At 72.6% G+C, this 13,507-nt stretch carries 13 protein-coding genes; 7 read left to right on the top strand and 6 right to left on the bottom strand.

Annotated features, from left to right (window positions below; translation table 11 throughout):
* Positions 1 to 10 precede the first annotated feature (10 nt).
* On the bottom strand, positions 11 to 493 hold the full coding sequence (locus tag O7601_RS04325; RefSeq protein WP_281564973.1) for an MSMEG_6728 family protein: 483 nt from the start codon (positions 491 to 493) through the stop codon (positions 11 to 13).
* Positions 494 to 584: 91 nt separating this feature from the next.
* Here O7601_RS04325 and O7601_RS04320 point away from each other — a divergent pair, with 91 nt between their 5' ends.
* The gene (locus O7601_RS04320) at positions 585 to 2,375 is read left to right on the top strand and encodes an NAD-binding protein (RefSeq protein WP_281564972.1); all 1,791 of its coding nucleotides are present in this window, start codon (positions 585 to 587) and stop codon (positions 2,373 to 2,375) included.
* 5 nt (positions 2,376 to 2,380) lie between these two features.
* Here the strand turns inward: O7601_RS04320 and O7601_RS04315 are convergent, their stop codons facing one another.
* Complete coding sequence (locus O7601_RS04315; RefSeq protein ID WP_281564971.1) at positions 2,381 to 3,613, bottom strand: APC family permease; 1,233 nt, start codon at positions 3,611 to 3,613, stop codon at positions 2,381 to 2,383.
* Between the two features lie 9 nt (positions 3,614 to 3,622).
* Complete coding sequence (locus tag O7601_RS04310) at positions 3,623 to 4,384, bottom strand: phosphatase PAP2 family protein (protein WP_281564970.1); 762 nt, start codon at positions 4,382 to 4,384, stop codon at positions 3,623 to 3,625.
* Between the two features lie 103 nt (positions 4,385 to 4,487).
* Here O7601_RS04310 and O7601_RS04305 point away from each other — a divergent pair, with 103 nt between their 5' ends.
* On the top strand, positions 4,488 to 5,696 hold the full coding sequence (locus O7601_RS04305; RefSeq protein ID WP_281564969.1) for a DUF4032 domain-containing protein: 1,209 nt from the start codon (positions 4,488 to 4,490) through the stop codon (positions 5,694 to 5,696).
* Positions 5,697 to 5,712: 16 nt separating this feature from the next.
* Here O7601_RS04305 and nagA read toward each other — a convergent pair whose 3' ends face one another.
* From nagA to O7601_RS04290, 3 genes are read right to left on the bottom strand one after another with little or no spacing between them, the layout of a single operon-like run.
* Positions 5,713 to 6,822 (bottom strand): N-acetylglucosamine-6-phosphate deacetylase, encoded by a 1,110-nt coding sequence (nagA, locus tag O7601_RS04300; protein ID WP_281564968.1) that lies wholly within the window; start codon positions 6,820 to 6,822, stop codon positions 5,713 to 5,715.
* A complete protein-coding gene (locus tag O7601_RS04295; RefSeq protein ID WP_281564967.1) occupies positions 6,819 to 7,835 on the bottom strand; it encodes an ROK family protein in 1,017 nt (338 codons plus the stop codon). Before O7601_RS04295 ends, nagA begins: the two co-directional genes overlap by 4 nt.
* Positions 7,832 to 8,761 carry a sugar isomerase gene (locus tag O7601_RS04290; protein ID WP_281564966.1) on the bottom strand — a complete coding sequence of 310 codons (930 nt, stop codon included), beginning with the start codon at positions 8,759 to 8,761 and terminating at the stop codon, positions 7,832 to 7,834. The genes O7601_RS04295 and O7601_RS04290 overlap by 4 nt, the downstream gene beginning before the upstream one ends.
* A 195-nt stretch (positions 8,762 to 8,956) precedes the next feature.
* Between O7601_RS04290 and O7601_RS04285 the strand changes: the two genes are divergently transcribed.
* The 5 genes from O7601_RS04285 (at position 8,957) to O7601_RS04265 (ending at position 13,475) form a co-directional block, all read left to right on the top strand.
* Complete coding sequence (locus O7601_RS04285; RefSeq protein ID WP_281564965.1) at positions 8,957 to 9,742, top strand: DeoR/GlpR family DNA-binding transcription regulator; 786 nt, start codon at positions 8,957 to 8,959, stop codon at positions 9,740 to 9,742.
* Positions 9,743 to 9,899: 157 nt separating this feature from the next.
* Complete coding sequence (locus tag O7601_RS04280; RefSeq protein WP_281564964.1) at positions 9,900 to 10,910, top strand: ATP-binding cassette domain-containing protein; 1,011 nt, start codon at positions 9,900 to 9,902, stop codon at positions 10,908 to 10,910.
* Positions 10,907 to 11,920, top strand: coding sequence for an ABC transporter permease subunit (locus tag O7601_RS04275; protein WP_281564963.1), 1,014 nt, complete (start codon positions 10,907 to 10,909; stop codon positions 11,918 to 11,920). The genes O7601_RS04280 and O7601_RS04275 overlap by 4 nt, the downstream gene beginning before the upstream one ends.
* A gap of 158 nt (positions 11,921 to 12,078) precedes the next feature.
* Complete coding sequence (locus O7601_RS04270; protein WP_281564962.1) at positions 12,079 to 12,456, top strand: DUF3263 domain-containing protein; 378 nt, start codon at positions 12,079 to 12,081, stop codon at positions 12,454 to 12,456.
* A gap of 62 nt (positions 12,457 to 12,518) precedes the next feature.
* Positions 12,519 to 13,475 carry a hypothetical protein gene (locus O7601_RS04265; RefSeq protein ID WP_281564961.1) on the top strand — a complete coding sequence of 319 codons (957 nt, stop codon included), beginning with the start codon at positions 12,519 to 12,521 and terminating at the stop codon, positions 13,473 to 13,475.
* Positions 13,476 to 13,507: the final 32 nt, after the last annotated feature.

The following is a 13,507-nucleotide window of genomic DNA, read 5'->3' as shown; positions in this document are numbered from 1 at the left end:
GCGCTGCCGCTCACCCTGGGCAGCGGCCGGGGCGGCCGGAGCTCGGCCAGACGTAGTCCAGGTCGTCGGGGACGTCGTCGCCGAAGATGGGGCGGTAGTGCGCCGGGTCCTTGCGGAGCAGCGACGAACGGTGGCTCAGGTGAACGTCGGTCCGGCCGAGCCACGGTGGCAGCTCCCCGGCGAGGGCGAGTTCCTGCTGGGTGCGGACCTGCTCGACGCCGCAGGCGGCGGCCAGGTCGACGGTCAACGTGGTGGCGCAGGTGTCGGCCCGGCCGGCCGCGCACCAGACGGAACAGATGTCCAGCCCGTACCGGGTCAGGGCCTCCTCGTACCCGGTCCACATCTTCACCGCCGGATGGTTGCGCCAGCCGTACGTGGGCCAGGTCAGCCCGCGCAGCACCTGGATCGCCTCCACCCGCTGCTTGCCGAGCCGTCGTTGGTCCAGCGCCCGGGCGCTGGCCAGAAAGTCCGGGTACGGCAGGAAGGTCTGCATGCCGCTGCCCTACCCGCCGCCAGGCAGGACATGCCGCGTCGGGGCTGCCACGATCATGACGGGCTGCGCGGGCTGCGACCGGCTGACTACCATGCGGGGCATGGCGGAGCCGCTGCTCGATCGGGCCCTGCGGGCCAGCCGCCGGTTGCGGGTCAACGGGGAGTCCCGGGCGCACTACGTGATCTGCGGGCAGGATCCGCTCGCCTACTGGGTGGTGCGGACGATGCTGGCCGGCGAGACACAGGCCGGCCGGGTAAGGATCACCCTGATCGTGCCGGAGCGTCGGCGCTCTCCCGGGCCGGACGGCCGTGACCTGCCGGGCATCGAGGTGATCCGGGCCGACCGGCTGGACGAGGTCACCTTCCGCCGGGCGGGGCTGGCCGATGCCGCGGGGCTGGCCCTGCTGCACCAGGACGACGTGGGCAACATGCATGCCGCCCTCTGCGCCCAGGAGGTGGAGCCTCGGCTGCGCCTGGTGGTGCGGATGTTCAACACCGGCCTGGCCAACGGCGTACGGCAGATCTTCCCCGACTCGGCGGTGCTCTCGGACGCGTCGATGGCCGCGCCGGCCTTCGTGGCCGCCGCGCTCGGCGAGATCGCGCCGACGCACTTCCGGCACGGTGGACGCACCCTCTATGTGGCCCGCCGCGACGACGTACGCCCGAGCGAGATCGTCTGCGGGGTGGCCGACACCCGCGACGCCCAGCAGGATCTGGTGCTGCCGGCCGACGACCGGGATGCCGACGTGGTGCTCGCCGAGGCGGTCGGCCGGCCGGCCGGCACCGAACTGGCCGCGCGGCGGCTGGTCCGGGCGAGGCGGCGGCGTCGGCCGGTGGCGGTGGTGCTCCGCGCGATCCGCAGCTTCGCCACCCGGAAGATCGGGATCGCGGTGCTGGTGCTGCTCGCCATGGTGGCCGCCCTGGGCGGGCTGTACGCCAACGCGGCGCACGTCGGCTGGGGCGACGCGCTCTACCTGACGCTCGTCACCACCCTGACCGGGCAGGATCCGGACACTGCCAAGTCGGCCGCCGAGCAGGTCATGCAGGTGGTGCTGAACCTCGCCGGGCTGGCGCTGATCCCGCTGATCACGGCGGTGGTGGTCGACGGGGTGGTGAACGCCCGGCTGGCCCTGCACACCGGGCGGATCCTGCCCGAGCGCTCCGGGCACGTCGTGGTGGTCGGGCTCGGCAACATCGGCACCCGGGTGATGGCCCAGCTCAACGACTTCGGCGTCGAGGTGGTGGCGATCGACAAGAGCGCCGACGCGCGTGGTGCCGGGCTGGCCCGGCGGCTCGGCGTACCGCTGGTGGTGGGCGACGCGGGGCAGGAGGAGACGCTGCGGGCCGCCTCGGTGGCGACCTGCCAGGCGCTGGTGGTGGTCTCCACCGACGACGGGGCCAACCTGCGGGCCGCGCTGAACGCCCGTGCCCTCGACGACCAACTCCGCGTGGTGCTGCGACTCTTCGACGGCGACTTCGCCGAACGCGTCCAGCGGGCCTTCGGCATCGGCACCTCGCGCAGCGTCTCCTACCTGGCGGCGCCGTCGTTCGCCGCCGCCCTGCTGGACCGGGCGGTGATCGCCACCATCCCGGTGGGCCGGCACGCGTTGCTGGTCACCGAGGTGCCGGTGGCCGCCGGCTCGGACCTCGACGGTCGTACGCTCGCCACCGTCGGGCGGGCCGGCAGCGTCCGCCTGCTCGCCCACGCCCGGGCCGGGCAGCGCCTGGACTGGTCGCCGGACCCGCGCATGGTGATCGTGGCGGGTGACCGGCTGACCGTGGTGGCCCGCCGCGCCGGTCTGAACGCGTTGCTCCGTGAGGTCGCCCCGCCGGAGCCGGCACCGCCTTCCGGCACACCGCTACCGCGCGAGGCGGCAGAGTGACCTCGTCAGCGGTGGGCGGGGCGGAGGGCGTACCAGGCGGCGCCGAGGGCGAGCACGCCGAAGCCGGCGAGCACGCTGGACAGCGGCAGGTTGACGGCGAGCAGCACGCTGCCGACCAGCCCCGCCACGGCGAGTGCCTGCACCGGCAGTCTCCGCTCCGGCTCCCGTCCCAGGGTCAACGCCGCCGCGTTGGTGATGGCGTAGTAGACAAGCACCGTGCAGGCGGAGAAGCCGATCGCCTCCCGCACGTCGCCGAGCACCACGACCAGGATCACCACGGCGGCCACCGCCAGCTCGGCCCGGTGCGGCACCCGGTACCGGGGGTGCACCGCGGCCAGCCCGGCCGGTAGATCCCGCTGGCGGGCCATCGCCAGCGTGGTGCGACCCACCCCGGCCAGCAGGGAGAGCAGCACCCCGGTCACCGCGACGGTCGCGCCGGCCCGGACCAGCCACTCCAGGCCGGGCAGCCCGACCGCACCCACCACGTCGGCCAGCGGCGCGGCGGACGCGGCCAGCCGGTCCGCGCCGAGCACGCCTACCGCGACCACGCCCAGGACCAGGTAGATCACCAGCACCAGACCGAGCGCCAGCGGCACCGCCCGGGGAATGGTGCGCTGCGGATCGCGTACCTCCTCGCCGAGGGTGGCGATCCGGGCGTACCCGGCGAAGGCGAAGAAGAGCAGCCCGGCAGCGGTGAACACGCCCCGGACGGTGCCGCCGGGCTGGTCGATCCGGTCGACGGAGACGCTCGTCGCGCCGGCCACCGCGACGAGCGCGAGCACGGCGAGCACCAGGACCACGAGGATCCGGGTGGCGGCGACGGTCTTGCCGATGCCGCGCAGGTTCACCGCCGTCACCGCGACCACCGCCAGCACCGCGACGAGCCGGGCCTGCCCCGGCCAGAGGTACGCCCCGATGGTCAGCGCCATCGCCGCGCAACTGGCCGTCTTGCCGATCACGAAACCCCACCCGGCGAGGAACCCGGCGAACGGGTTCAGCCGCTCCCGACCGTAGACGTAGGTGCCGCCGGACTCGGGATAGCGGGCGGCCAGCCGGGCGGAACTCGTCGCGTTGCAGAACGCGATGAACCCGGCCAGGGCCAGGGCGACCAGCAGACCGGTGCCACCGGCCGCCGCGGCGGCCGGTGCGAAGACCACGAAGATGCCCGCGCCGAGCATCGACCCGAGACCGATGACGACGGCGTCCGGCACCCCCAGCCGGCGCGCGAGTCGCTCCACGGCGGCACCCTACCGGTACCGGATGAACGGCCCGTCCCACTGCCGTAGGCGACCGGGCAGCGGCAGGTCGTCCCAGGGCACCCGGTGCAGCAGCCGGTCCAGCAGCAACCCCAGCAGCAGTGCGGCCAGCCCGTCGGTGAGCCAGTGGAAGTTGAGGTAGGTGGTGGTGACCAGCAGGATTCCCGGCGGCGCGTACCGCACCAGCCGGTACAGACCGGACGGCAGCCGACCGACGGTCAGCGACACCAGCAGCAGGGCGATCACGCCGTACCAGACGATCGCGTTGGCCACGTGCCCGGACGGGTACGACATCGAGTAGGCGCCGGCCGGCAGGTGGTTGAAGACCTGAACGGCCTCCTCGGGAGCCAGGAACGGTTCCTTGACCGAGGCGGTGGGTGCCGCCCGGTCGGTCCAGAGCTTGAGCGGTCCGATGGTCACCATGGTCACCAGGAGGGCACCCGCGACCAGCAAGAACGGCCGGATCGTCCGTCGTCGCCAGGCCACCGCCACCGCCAGCGCGCCGGAGAGCGGCAACAGCAACCCGCCGCCCTGACCGAGCAGGTTGAACGCCCGGGCGGTCCAGTACAGCGGGGCCGGGTCGTGAGTGAAGGCCCACTCGCTGACGGCGAGGTCGAGATCGAGCAGTTGTCCGCGGGTGAGCGCGGCGGTCAGCGCCACGAACCCCGCCAGCAGGAAGGCGTCGAACCACCAGCCGGCCGGGCGTACCGGTGCCGGGCGGATGTTCCGGCGTACCGATGTCGTCTCCCGCACCCCGATCACGCTACCGGCCCGCGCGGCGCCTCCGGTGGACGGCGACTGTGGGGCGAGCCACGTAGGGAGGCGTTCCGGCGGAGGAAGCGTCAAACTTGACGCCGTGCGGATCACCTCGGCCCTCGTCGACCCGGCGTTGCTCGACCTTCCCTGGTCGACACCGCTGGAGCAGTGGCCGGCCGAGCACCTGGTCGCGCTGCCGCAGGGCATCTCCCGGCACGTGGTGCGGTTCGTGCAGTTGGGCGGACACGTCTACGCGGTCAAGGAGACCGGCGAGCGGGTGGCCGAGCGGGAGTACGACCTGCTGCGTGCCCTGGAACGGATCGACTTTCCGTCGGTGAAGGCGGTGGCGATCGTCGCCGACCGGAAGTCCGACGCGGGTGAGCCGTTGGATCCGGTGCTGATCACCCGTCATCTCCAGTTCTCCCTGCCGTACCGGGCGCTGTTCTCCCACACGCTGCGGCCACCCACGATGGGGCGGCTGCTCGACGCGCTCGCCGCGCTGCTGGTCCGGATGCACCTGACCGGCTTCTTCTGGGGCGACTGCTCGCTGTCGAACACGCTGTTCCGGCGCGACGCGGGTGCCTTCGCCGCGTATCTGGTCGACGCCGAGACCGGCGCGCTGCGCAGCGCGCTCTCCAACGGCCAGCGTGGCGAGGACCTGGAGATCGCCCGGGTCAACATCTTCGGCGAGGCGCTCGACCTTCAGGCGGCCGGCCTGCTGCACGACTCGATCGACCCCGAGGTGGTCTGCGAGGAGGTGGTGCAGCGCTACGAGCGGCTCTGGCACGAGATCACCTACGAGCAGCAGGTCGAGCGCGCGGCCCGGCACGACATCGAGGGGCGCATCCGCCGGCTCAACGAGCTGGGCTTCGACGTGGCGGAGGTGGCCATGTCGAGCATCGACAACGGCCGGTACCTGATCCGGCCGAAGGTGGTCGACGCCGGGTACCACCATCGTCGGCTGCTCCGCCTCACCGGGCTGGACGCCGAGGAGAACCAGGCCCGCAAGCTGCTCAACGACCTCGACGCGTACCGGGCGGAGAGCGACCTGACCGACGAGCAGCAGGCCGCGCACCGCTGGCTGACCGAGGTGTTCGAGCCGGTGGTTCGGGCGGTGCCGGCACACCTGCGGCGCAAGCTGGAGCCGCAGGAAGTGTTCGCCCAGATCATCGAGCACAAGTGGCTGCTCTCCGAACAGGCGGGTCGGGACGTGGGGATGCGTCACGCGGTGCAGTCGTTCCTGTCGGACGTGCTGGTGCACCGTCCCGACGAGCAGGCCGTCCTCGGCGTGGAGATCTCCGCAGGCTGACCTGGCGGCTGCCGGGTCACTCCACCCAGGCGCCGGCCCGCATCACCCGGACGATCTCCAGGTCGTCGTTGAGCACCACCAGGTCGGCGCGGAGCCCGGTCTGGAGAGTGCCCACCTCATCGCCGAGGCCGACGGCGAGGGCCGGCGTGGTGGACGCCATGCGTACCGCGTCGGGGACCGAGACCCCGGCGGCGACCGCACGACGCAGCGCCGCGTCCATGGTCAGCGTGCTTCCCGCGATCACCCCGTCGCGGGAGAGCCGGGCCACCCCGTCGGTCACGGTCACCGTCTGGCCGCCCAGCTCGTACTCGCCGTCCGGCATCCCGGCGGCGGCCATCGCGTCGGTGACCAGCGCACAGCGTTCCGGTCCGGCGGTGGAGGTGGCGAAGGTGAGCGTCCCCTCGTGCAGGTGCACCCCGTCGGCGACCAGCTCGCAGATCACGTTCGGCGCGCCGAGCAGCGCCACCACGGGGCCGGGCTCGCGGTGGTGGACCGGGCGCATCCCGTTGAACAGGTGGGTGCCGACGGTCGCGCCGGCCGCGACGGCGGCGCGGGTCTGGTCGTACGTGCCGTCGGTGTGGCCGACGGCGGCGACCACCCCGTGCCGGGTGAGCAGCTCCACGGCCTCCAGCGCGCCCGCACGCTCGGGGGCGAGGGTGACCATCCGGACCGCGCCGTCCCCGATCTTGATGAGTTCGGTCAGCTCCTCGGTGGACGGGTCCCGCAGGAACTCCGGGTTCTGCGCGCCGCACCGGGCGGCGGAGAGGTAGGGCCCCTCGAAGTGGATGCCGCCCAGCACGCCGTCGCGGACCAGGGGCGCGAAGGCGGCGGTGGCCGAGCGCATCAGCTCGAACGGGGAGCTGACCAGGCTGGCCAGCAGGCTGGTGGTGCCGTGCCCCAGGTGGAACGCCGCAGCGGCCCGTGCCTGGTCGGCGTCGCCGGTGGTGAAGGTGTGCCCGCCGCCGCCATGGCTGTGGATGTCCACGAACCCGGGCACGATCCAGTGTCCGTCGCGCACCGACGGGTACTCGGCGACCGCACTGATCCGGTCACCTCTGACCTCGACGCATCCCTGCCAGATCACCCCGCCGGGGGTCACCACCTTGCCGTTCACCCGTACGGTCATGGCGTCTCCAACTGGTCGAGGGCGAGCAGGGCGGCGCCGAGGCAGCCCGCCTCGTCGCCGAGGACGGCCGGGACCAGGTGCGGCTCCCGGTGGAAGGTCAGCCGGTCCCGCAGCGCGGCACGCAGCGGGTCGAACAGTCCGGCGCCGGCCTGGGCCAGGCCGCCGCCCAGGATGATGGTTGCCACGTCGTACAGAGCCTGGGCGGTGGCGAGGCCGTCGGCGAGTGCCTCGACAGTCTCTCGCCAGACCTGGGCGGCCAGTTCCTCGCCGGCCGCGGCTCGGGACGCCACCTGGGCGGCGGTCACCATGGTCCGCCCCGGGGCCGGTCCGGCGGCGGACCCGTCGTCCGACGCGCTACCGGTGCGCGGGGTCGTGCCCGTGCCGGTGGTGTCGGCGGCCGTGCCGGTCGCGGTGAGCTCGGCGTAGCGGCGGGCGACGGCGGAGGCGGAGGCGACGGCCTCCAGGCAGCCCGGCCGGCCGCAGCCGCAGACCGGTCCGTCGGGACGGACCAGAATGTGACCGAGTTCCCCGGCGGCACCGTGCGCCCCGGTGGCGGCCGAGCCGGCCACCACGTGCGCGGCGGCGATGCCGGTGCCGATCGCCACGAAAAGCACGTGCCCGGCGTTCCGGCCGGCACCCAACCGCGCCTCGGCGAGGCCACCGGCGCGCACGTCGTGGCCGAGCGCCGTGGGCAGCCCGAGCCGCGCGGACGCCAGCTCGCGCAGCGGTACGTCCCGGAAGCCGACGTTCGCCGACCAGACCGCGACGCCGCGCGCCTCGTCCACGACGCCCGGCACCACGATGCCGAGCGCGGTCGGCGTGAGCCCGTCCGCCCGCGCCTTGCCGGCCAGCCCTTCGGCCACCGTGAGGATCGTCTCGATCACGGCGTCGGGTCCGCGCCCGGCGTCGGTGGGGTGTCGTTCGGCGTACCGTACGGCACCGTCCACGCCGACCAGCGCGCACTTCATCCCGGTGCCACCCACGTCCAACGCGACGGCAACCTCTCCGATCACGTGAGTACCACGGACCGGCTCAGGTGCCGGGGCGCGTCGGGGTCGAGGCCGCGACTGGTGGCCAGCGCGACGGCGAAGCGCTGGGCCAGGATCAGGTCGGCCATCGGGTCGACCGGGGTACGCCCGGCAGCCCAGCGGCCGAGCGCCGTGCGGTAGCCGTGGGTGCGGCTGTGTGCGAAGGATGCGCCGGTGGCCGCGACGTCCTCGGGCAGTCCGTCGGGCAACTCGCCGAAGGCCCAGACCAGCCGGCCGGGAGCGGCCACCGAGATGGGGCCGTGCCGGTAGTCCATCGCGGGGTACGCCTCGGCCCAGAAGGTCGCCGCCTCGCGGCACTTCAGCGCGGCCTCCTGGGCCAGCCCGATCGTCCAGCCCCGACCGAGGAAGGTGGCCTGCTCGATCAGGCTCGGGTCGATCGGCAGTGGGGCCCGGACGGCGACCTCCGCGTCGGCGACCAGCGCGGTCATGTTGTCGCCGAGGTGAGCGCGGAGCAGCGCCAGCGAGGTGGTGGCGAAGCGGGTCTGCACCACTGAACGTTCGTCGGCGAACGGCAGGGTGACGGCGGCGTCTGCGATCTCCACCACCGGTGAGCCGGGATCGCCGACCAGCACCGTGGTAGGTGTCCGGCCGCGCAGCGTGGCGAGCAGGTCCAGCACCTCCGTGGTGGTGCCGGAGCGGGTGATCGCCAACAGCCGGTCGTAGCGGCGGCCGACGGGGAACTCGCTGGCCTGAAAGGCGTCGGTCTCGCCCTGACCGGCTGCCTCGCGGCGGGCCGCGTACGCCATGGCCATGAACCATGACGTGCCGCAGCCGACGACGGCGACCCGCTCACCGGGGCGGGGGAGGCGGTCGAGCATCGCCGGGGCCAGTTCGCTCGCCTGGCGCCAGCAATCCGGCTGGCTCGCGATCTCCGCGTGGACGTACGCCATGAGAACTCCTCGCAGGGCAGAGCCTTGCGCATTACGGCTCGTTAATCCCGTCTTTCGCGCGCCATTCTGCGTGAAACTCACCGGAAATCGCAACCACGCACGCGATCGCGCAGAGGTGGTTTTTGCCTCTTCGTAGTTTCGAGCACTACTGTGCACGCAACCAATCACCGATCGTGCAGACACGGGAGGCCCGGGGTGGACCGCTACGCGAGATGGAACGCCCTGCTCGAAATGCTTACCGACTCGGGCCGGGTCACCGTGGAGGAGGCCGCCGGGCGGCTCGACGTCTCGCAGGCGACCATCCGGCGCGACTTCGACCAGCTCGCGCAGCAGCAGATGATCACGCGTACCCGAGGCGGGGCGGTCGCCAACGGGGTCTCGTACGACCTGCCGCTGCGCTACAAGACCGCCAAGCACTCGGCGGAGAAACAGCGCATCGGGGCGGCGGCAGCCGCGCTCGTCTCGCCCGGCACAGTGGTCGGCCTCAACGGCGGCACCACAAGTACCGAGGTGGCCCGGGCGCTGGCGGTGCGTCCGGACCTCAACACCAACGCCGAGGGCGCGCAGCTGACCGTGGTCACCAACGCCCTGAACATCGCCAACGAGCTGCTCGTCCGATCCCGGATGAAGGTGGTGGTGGCCGGCGGCGTGGTGCGGCCCAAGTCCTTCGAACTGGTCGGCCCGCTGGGTGGGGCGCTGCTGCGTGAGGTCACCCTGGACGTGGCGCTGCTCGGGGTGGACGCCATCGACCCGCTGCTCGGTGCGGCGGCCCATCACGAGGGTGAGGCGGCGATGAACAACCTCATGGTGGCGCGGGCCAAGCGGGTCGTGATTATTGCGGACTCGTCCAAGCTGGGCGGTCACGCCTTCGCGCGCATCTGTCCGGTCGACCGGGTCGAGACGCTGGTCACCGATTCCGGGGCCGCGCCCGACGTGGTCGACGCCTTCCGTGTCGCCGGGGTCCACGTCATCTGCGCCTGAGCGCCCCGTCCCGACGGTTGACGTGGCGTCGCCTCGTCGACGCTCACGGTATTGAAAATCTCCCGTTTCGGCGTGGCGCTGCATACCGGGTATTGCCTGCGGCTGCATACCGCGTATGGTGTCGTCGTCGCCCACACACCAACGGGGGAGGTGCAGCTTGCCAGCTGTCCTGGAAATCGAAGGTCTACGAAAGACGTACCGAAGCCGACGCCGCGGCACCCGCAACGCCCTGGACGGCTTCGACATGCGGGTCGAGGCGGGCCAGGTGCACGGCTTCCTCGGCCCCAACGGGTCCGGCAAGACCACCACGCTGCGTACGCTGCTGGGCCTGATCCGGCCGGACGGCGGCCGGATGGCGATCCTCGGGCACGAGGTGCCCGGGACGCTGGACCAGGTCGCCCCGCAGGTGGGCGCGATCGTGGAGAGCCCGCAGTTCTTCCCGCACTTCACCGCCCGGGACACCCTGTCGTTGCTGGCCGGTGCCGGCGACCTGCCCGAGCAGCGGGTCGACGAGGTGTTGGAGCTGGTCGGTCTGCGCGACCGGGCCGGTGAGCGGGTCAGGACGTACTCGCTCGGCATGAAGCAGCGGCTCGCGGTCGCCTCGGCGCTGCTCAAGAACCCGCGGCTGCTGATCCTGGACGAGCCGGCCAACGGTCTCGACCCGGGCGGCATCCGGGAGATGCGCACGCTGATGCGCAACCTCTCCGAGTCCGGCATGACGGTGGTGCTGTCCAGCCACATCCTCGGCGAGATCCAGCTGATCTGCGACTCGGTCACCATCATCTCGCTGGGCCGGCGGGTCGCCTTCGGCCCGGTCAACGAGGTGCTGGCCCAGCACTCCTCCGGCGGGGTTCGGATGCGGCTGGAGGCGGTCACCGATCTTCCGGTCGCCGCCACGGCGCTGACCAGGGCGGGCGTCCGCGTCACCACCAACGACGACCACCTGATGCTCGCCGGGGTGGACAAGCCGGCCACGGTCACCCGACTCCTGGCCGAACAGGGCCTCTACGTCAGCGAACTCGCGCCGATCGCGGTCGACCTGGAGAGCGTCTTCCTCGAACTGACCGCCACCGCGCCGGTACCCGGCCAGCACCGGCAGGTCGACCAGTCCGTACGAGTCGACGGGACGGCGCCGTCCGCGTCCGCCGGAGGAGGTTGGGGCGCGTGAGTCTCTTCCGTACCGAACTACGCCGGCTGGGCAAGCGGCGCTTCGCCCGTTGGATGACCGCCGGTGGCCTGCTGGTGCTGGTCCTGGTGGCGGCCGGCATGTTCCTGAGCAACCAGAAGATCGGCCCGGACCAGCTCGCCGAGGCGCGGCGGGCCGCCGACCAGCAGCATCAGGATCAGGTCCGCTGGGCCGAACAGGAACGCGCGAACTGCGAGCGGGCCAAGGCGGCGGGTGAGAACGTCGACTACTACCCGGCCGACTGCGCCGAGATCACGCCGCCGCCTCGGGAGTCGATCGAGGAAGAGTGGTTCCTGCCCTCGACCTTCGACTTCCGAAAGAGCTTCGGGGAGATGCTGATCCCGCTCGCCGGGATTCTGGCCCTGGTCGGGTTCGTGGTCGGTGCCTCGTTCGTGGGTGCCGAGTGGAACACCGGCGGGATGATGAACCTGCTGCTCTGGCGGCCGAAGCGGCTGACCGTCCTGCTGACCAAGCTGGGCGCGTTGCTCACCGGGCTGCTCGCGTTGGCGCTGCCCGCCACGGCGGCCTGGTTCGGCAGCATGTGGCTGGTAGCCAACCTGCGCGGCACCACCGAGGGGATGACCTCAGGGACCTGGCAGTCGTTCCTCATCGGTGGGCTGCGCGGCATCGTGCTGGCGCTGGTCGCGGCGACTGTGGGTTTCGCCCTGGCCTCGCTCGGTCGGCACACCGCGATGGCGCTCGGTGGGGCGATCGCGGTCATGGTGGTCGGCCAGATCGGGCTCGGCATCCTGCTCTCCATGGCGCAGGTGCGTTTCCCCGAGGCATGGCTGCTGCCCACCTACGCCATCGCCTGGATGACCAAGACGGTCACGCTCCAGGACTGGCAGGCGTGCAACGCCACCTACACCGGCGAGTGCCAGCCGGCCACCCTCGACATCACCTGGCAGCACTCGTCGGTGCTGTTCACCGTCGGGATCGTGCTCTTCCTCGGCGCGGCGCTGTGGACGATGCGTCGGCGCGACATCACCTGAGCCGGCCGGTGGCGGATCGTCCCGTACGGGCGGTCCGCCACCGCCCCTCTTTGTCGCGGTGGCCCGCCGGCTGGTGGGATGCGGCAGGTGACGGCCCTCGTTAGGCTGATGGGCCAGGTTGGCCTTGCCGTGCCGGCCGCCCCCGGATGAGGAGCACGATGCAGCCCGCCGACGCCACCCCGGCAGCGCAGACCGGTCCGGACGCCGTCACGGTGCCACCGCCGAGATCCGCCCCCGAGGTCGAGTCGACGTCACCGGACCCTGAGGAGTCACCTGCCGACGCAGGTGGGGAAGCGGCCACGGCCAGCGGGCTCGACGAGCGGGAACGGGAGATGCTCGCCTTCGAGCGGCAGTGGTGGCGGCACGCCGGTGCGAAGGAGCAGGCCATCCGCGACCGGTTCGGGCTCTCGGCCACCCGTTACTACCAACTGCTGAACGCGCTGCTGGACAATCCGGCGGCCCTGGCCGCCGACCCGGTGCTGGTGGGACGGCTGGTGCGGCTGCGCGCCTCCCGAGCCCGCAACCGCCGCCGCTAGGCCGGCTATCTCGACGTGTCGTCCGATGCTGAGTGGGTAGCCGGGGGCGCGGGGAGGTGGCGATGAGCGGTGGGGGGCCGAGACAGCCGGGACGGATCGCGCATCCGACAACCGGCGTGCCCGAGGCGGCCCCGGACGAGCGCCGCCGGGGTGCGGTGGTCGGGACCGCACCGATGATGCGGGTACGCTCCGCGTCCGCCCCACCACCCGGGCGGGCGGTCAACGAGGACCTGGTGTTCCGGTTCGGGCCGCTGGTCGGGGTGCTCGACGGGGCCACCGTGCCGGACGGCTTCGACACCGGCTGCGTGCACGGGCCGCAGTGGTACGTCCGGCACCTGGCCGCCCGACTCGGCCTGGCGGAGGCCGCCCGCCCGGCCGCCACGCTGGTGAGCAACCTGGCCGCGGCGATCCTCGCGGTCCGTGCCGACCATGGCGAGCAGTGCGACCTCGACCACCCCGGCACCCCGTCGAGCACGGTGTGCCTGCTCCGCGACGGCGGCGACCAGGTCGACTATCTGGTGCTCTGTGACAGCCCGCTGGTGCTCGACACCGGTGATCGCGTCGACGTGGTGGTCGACGACCGGCTCGCGGCCTCGGTGGCCAACCTGCGTGAGACCGTCGACCTGCTACCCGAGCCGACCGACTGGGCGACCCGGTTCCGGCGCGCTGTCACCGTGCAGCGGGAGCGGATGAACCGTACCCACGGTTACTGGGTCGCCGCCGCCGACCCGGACGCCGCCTATCACGCGGTGGTGGGCAGCGTGCCACGGCACGGGCCGGCGGCGTTGCGCCGCGCCGTGCTGCTCTCCGACGGCGCCTCAGCCGTGGTCGAGGAATTCGGGCTGCTCGACTGGTCCGGCCTGTTGAACGTGGTGGCCGCGCAGGGCCCGGACGGGCTGATCGACCTGGTCCGCGCCGCCGAACGGGATCACCCCGACCGGCGACGCCGGCACAAGGCGGCCGACGACGCCTCCGCCGTCTACTGCGAGTTCGCCCGGCCGGACGATCGCGGAGCGTGACCCGGGAGGTGACTCGACCCGACCGGCCGGTC

This window comes from Verrucosispora sp. WMMD573 (assembly GCF_027497175.1).
Lineage (GTDB): Bacteria > Actinomycetota > Actinomycetes > Mycobacteriales > Micromonosporaceae > Micromonospora.
Note: the sequence above shows the minus strand (reverse complement) of the source record. Positions and strands in the feature narration are given on the sequence as shown.

Excerpts from the sequence above, each read along its gene's own strand:
- nagA (WP_281564968.1), bottom strand. The coding sequence starts at position 6,822 with ATGACCGTACGGGTGAACGGCAAGGTGGTGACCCCCGGCGGGGTGATC.
- O7601_RS04265 (WP_281564961.1), top strand. The coding sequence starts at position 12,519 with ATGAGCGGTGGGGGGCCGAGACAGCCGGGACGGATCGCGCATCCGACA.
- O7601_RS04320 (WP_281564972.1), top strand. The coding sequence starts at position 585 with ATGCGGGGCATGGCGGAGCCGCTGCTCGATCGGGCCCTGCGGGCCAGC.
- O7601_RS04270 (WP_281564962.1), top strand. The coding sequence starts at position 12,079 with ATGCAGCCCGCCGACGCCACCCCGGCAGCGCAGACCGGTCCGGACGCC.
- O7601_RS04290 (WP_281564966.1), bottom strand. The coding sequence starts at position 8,761 with ATGGCGTACGTCCACGCGGAGATCGCGAGCCAGCCGGATTGCTGGCGC.
- O7601_RS04325 (WP_281564973.1), bottom strand. The coding sequence starts at position 493 with ATGCAGACCTTCCTGCCGTACCCGGACTTTCTGGCCAGCGCCCGGGCG.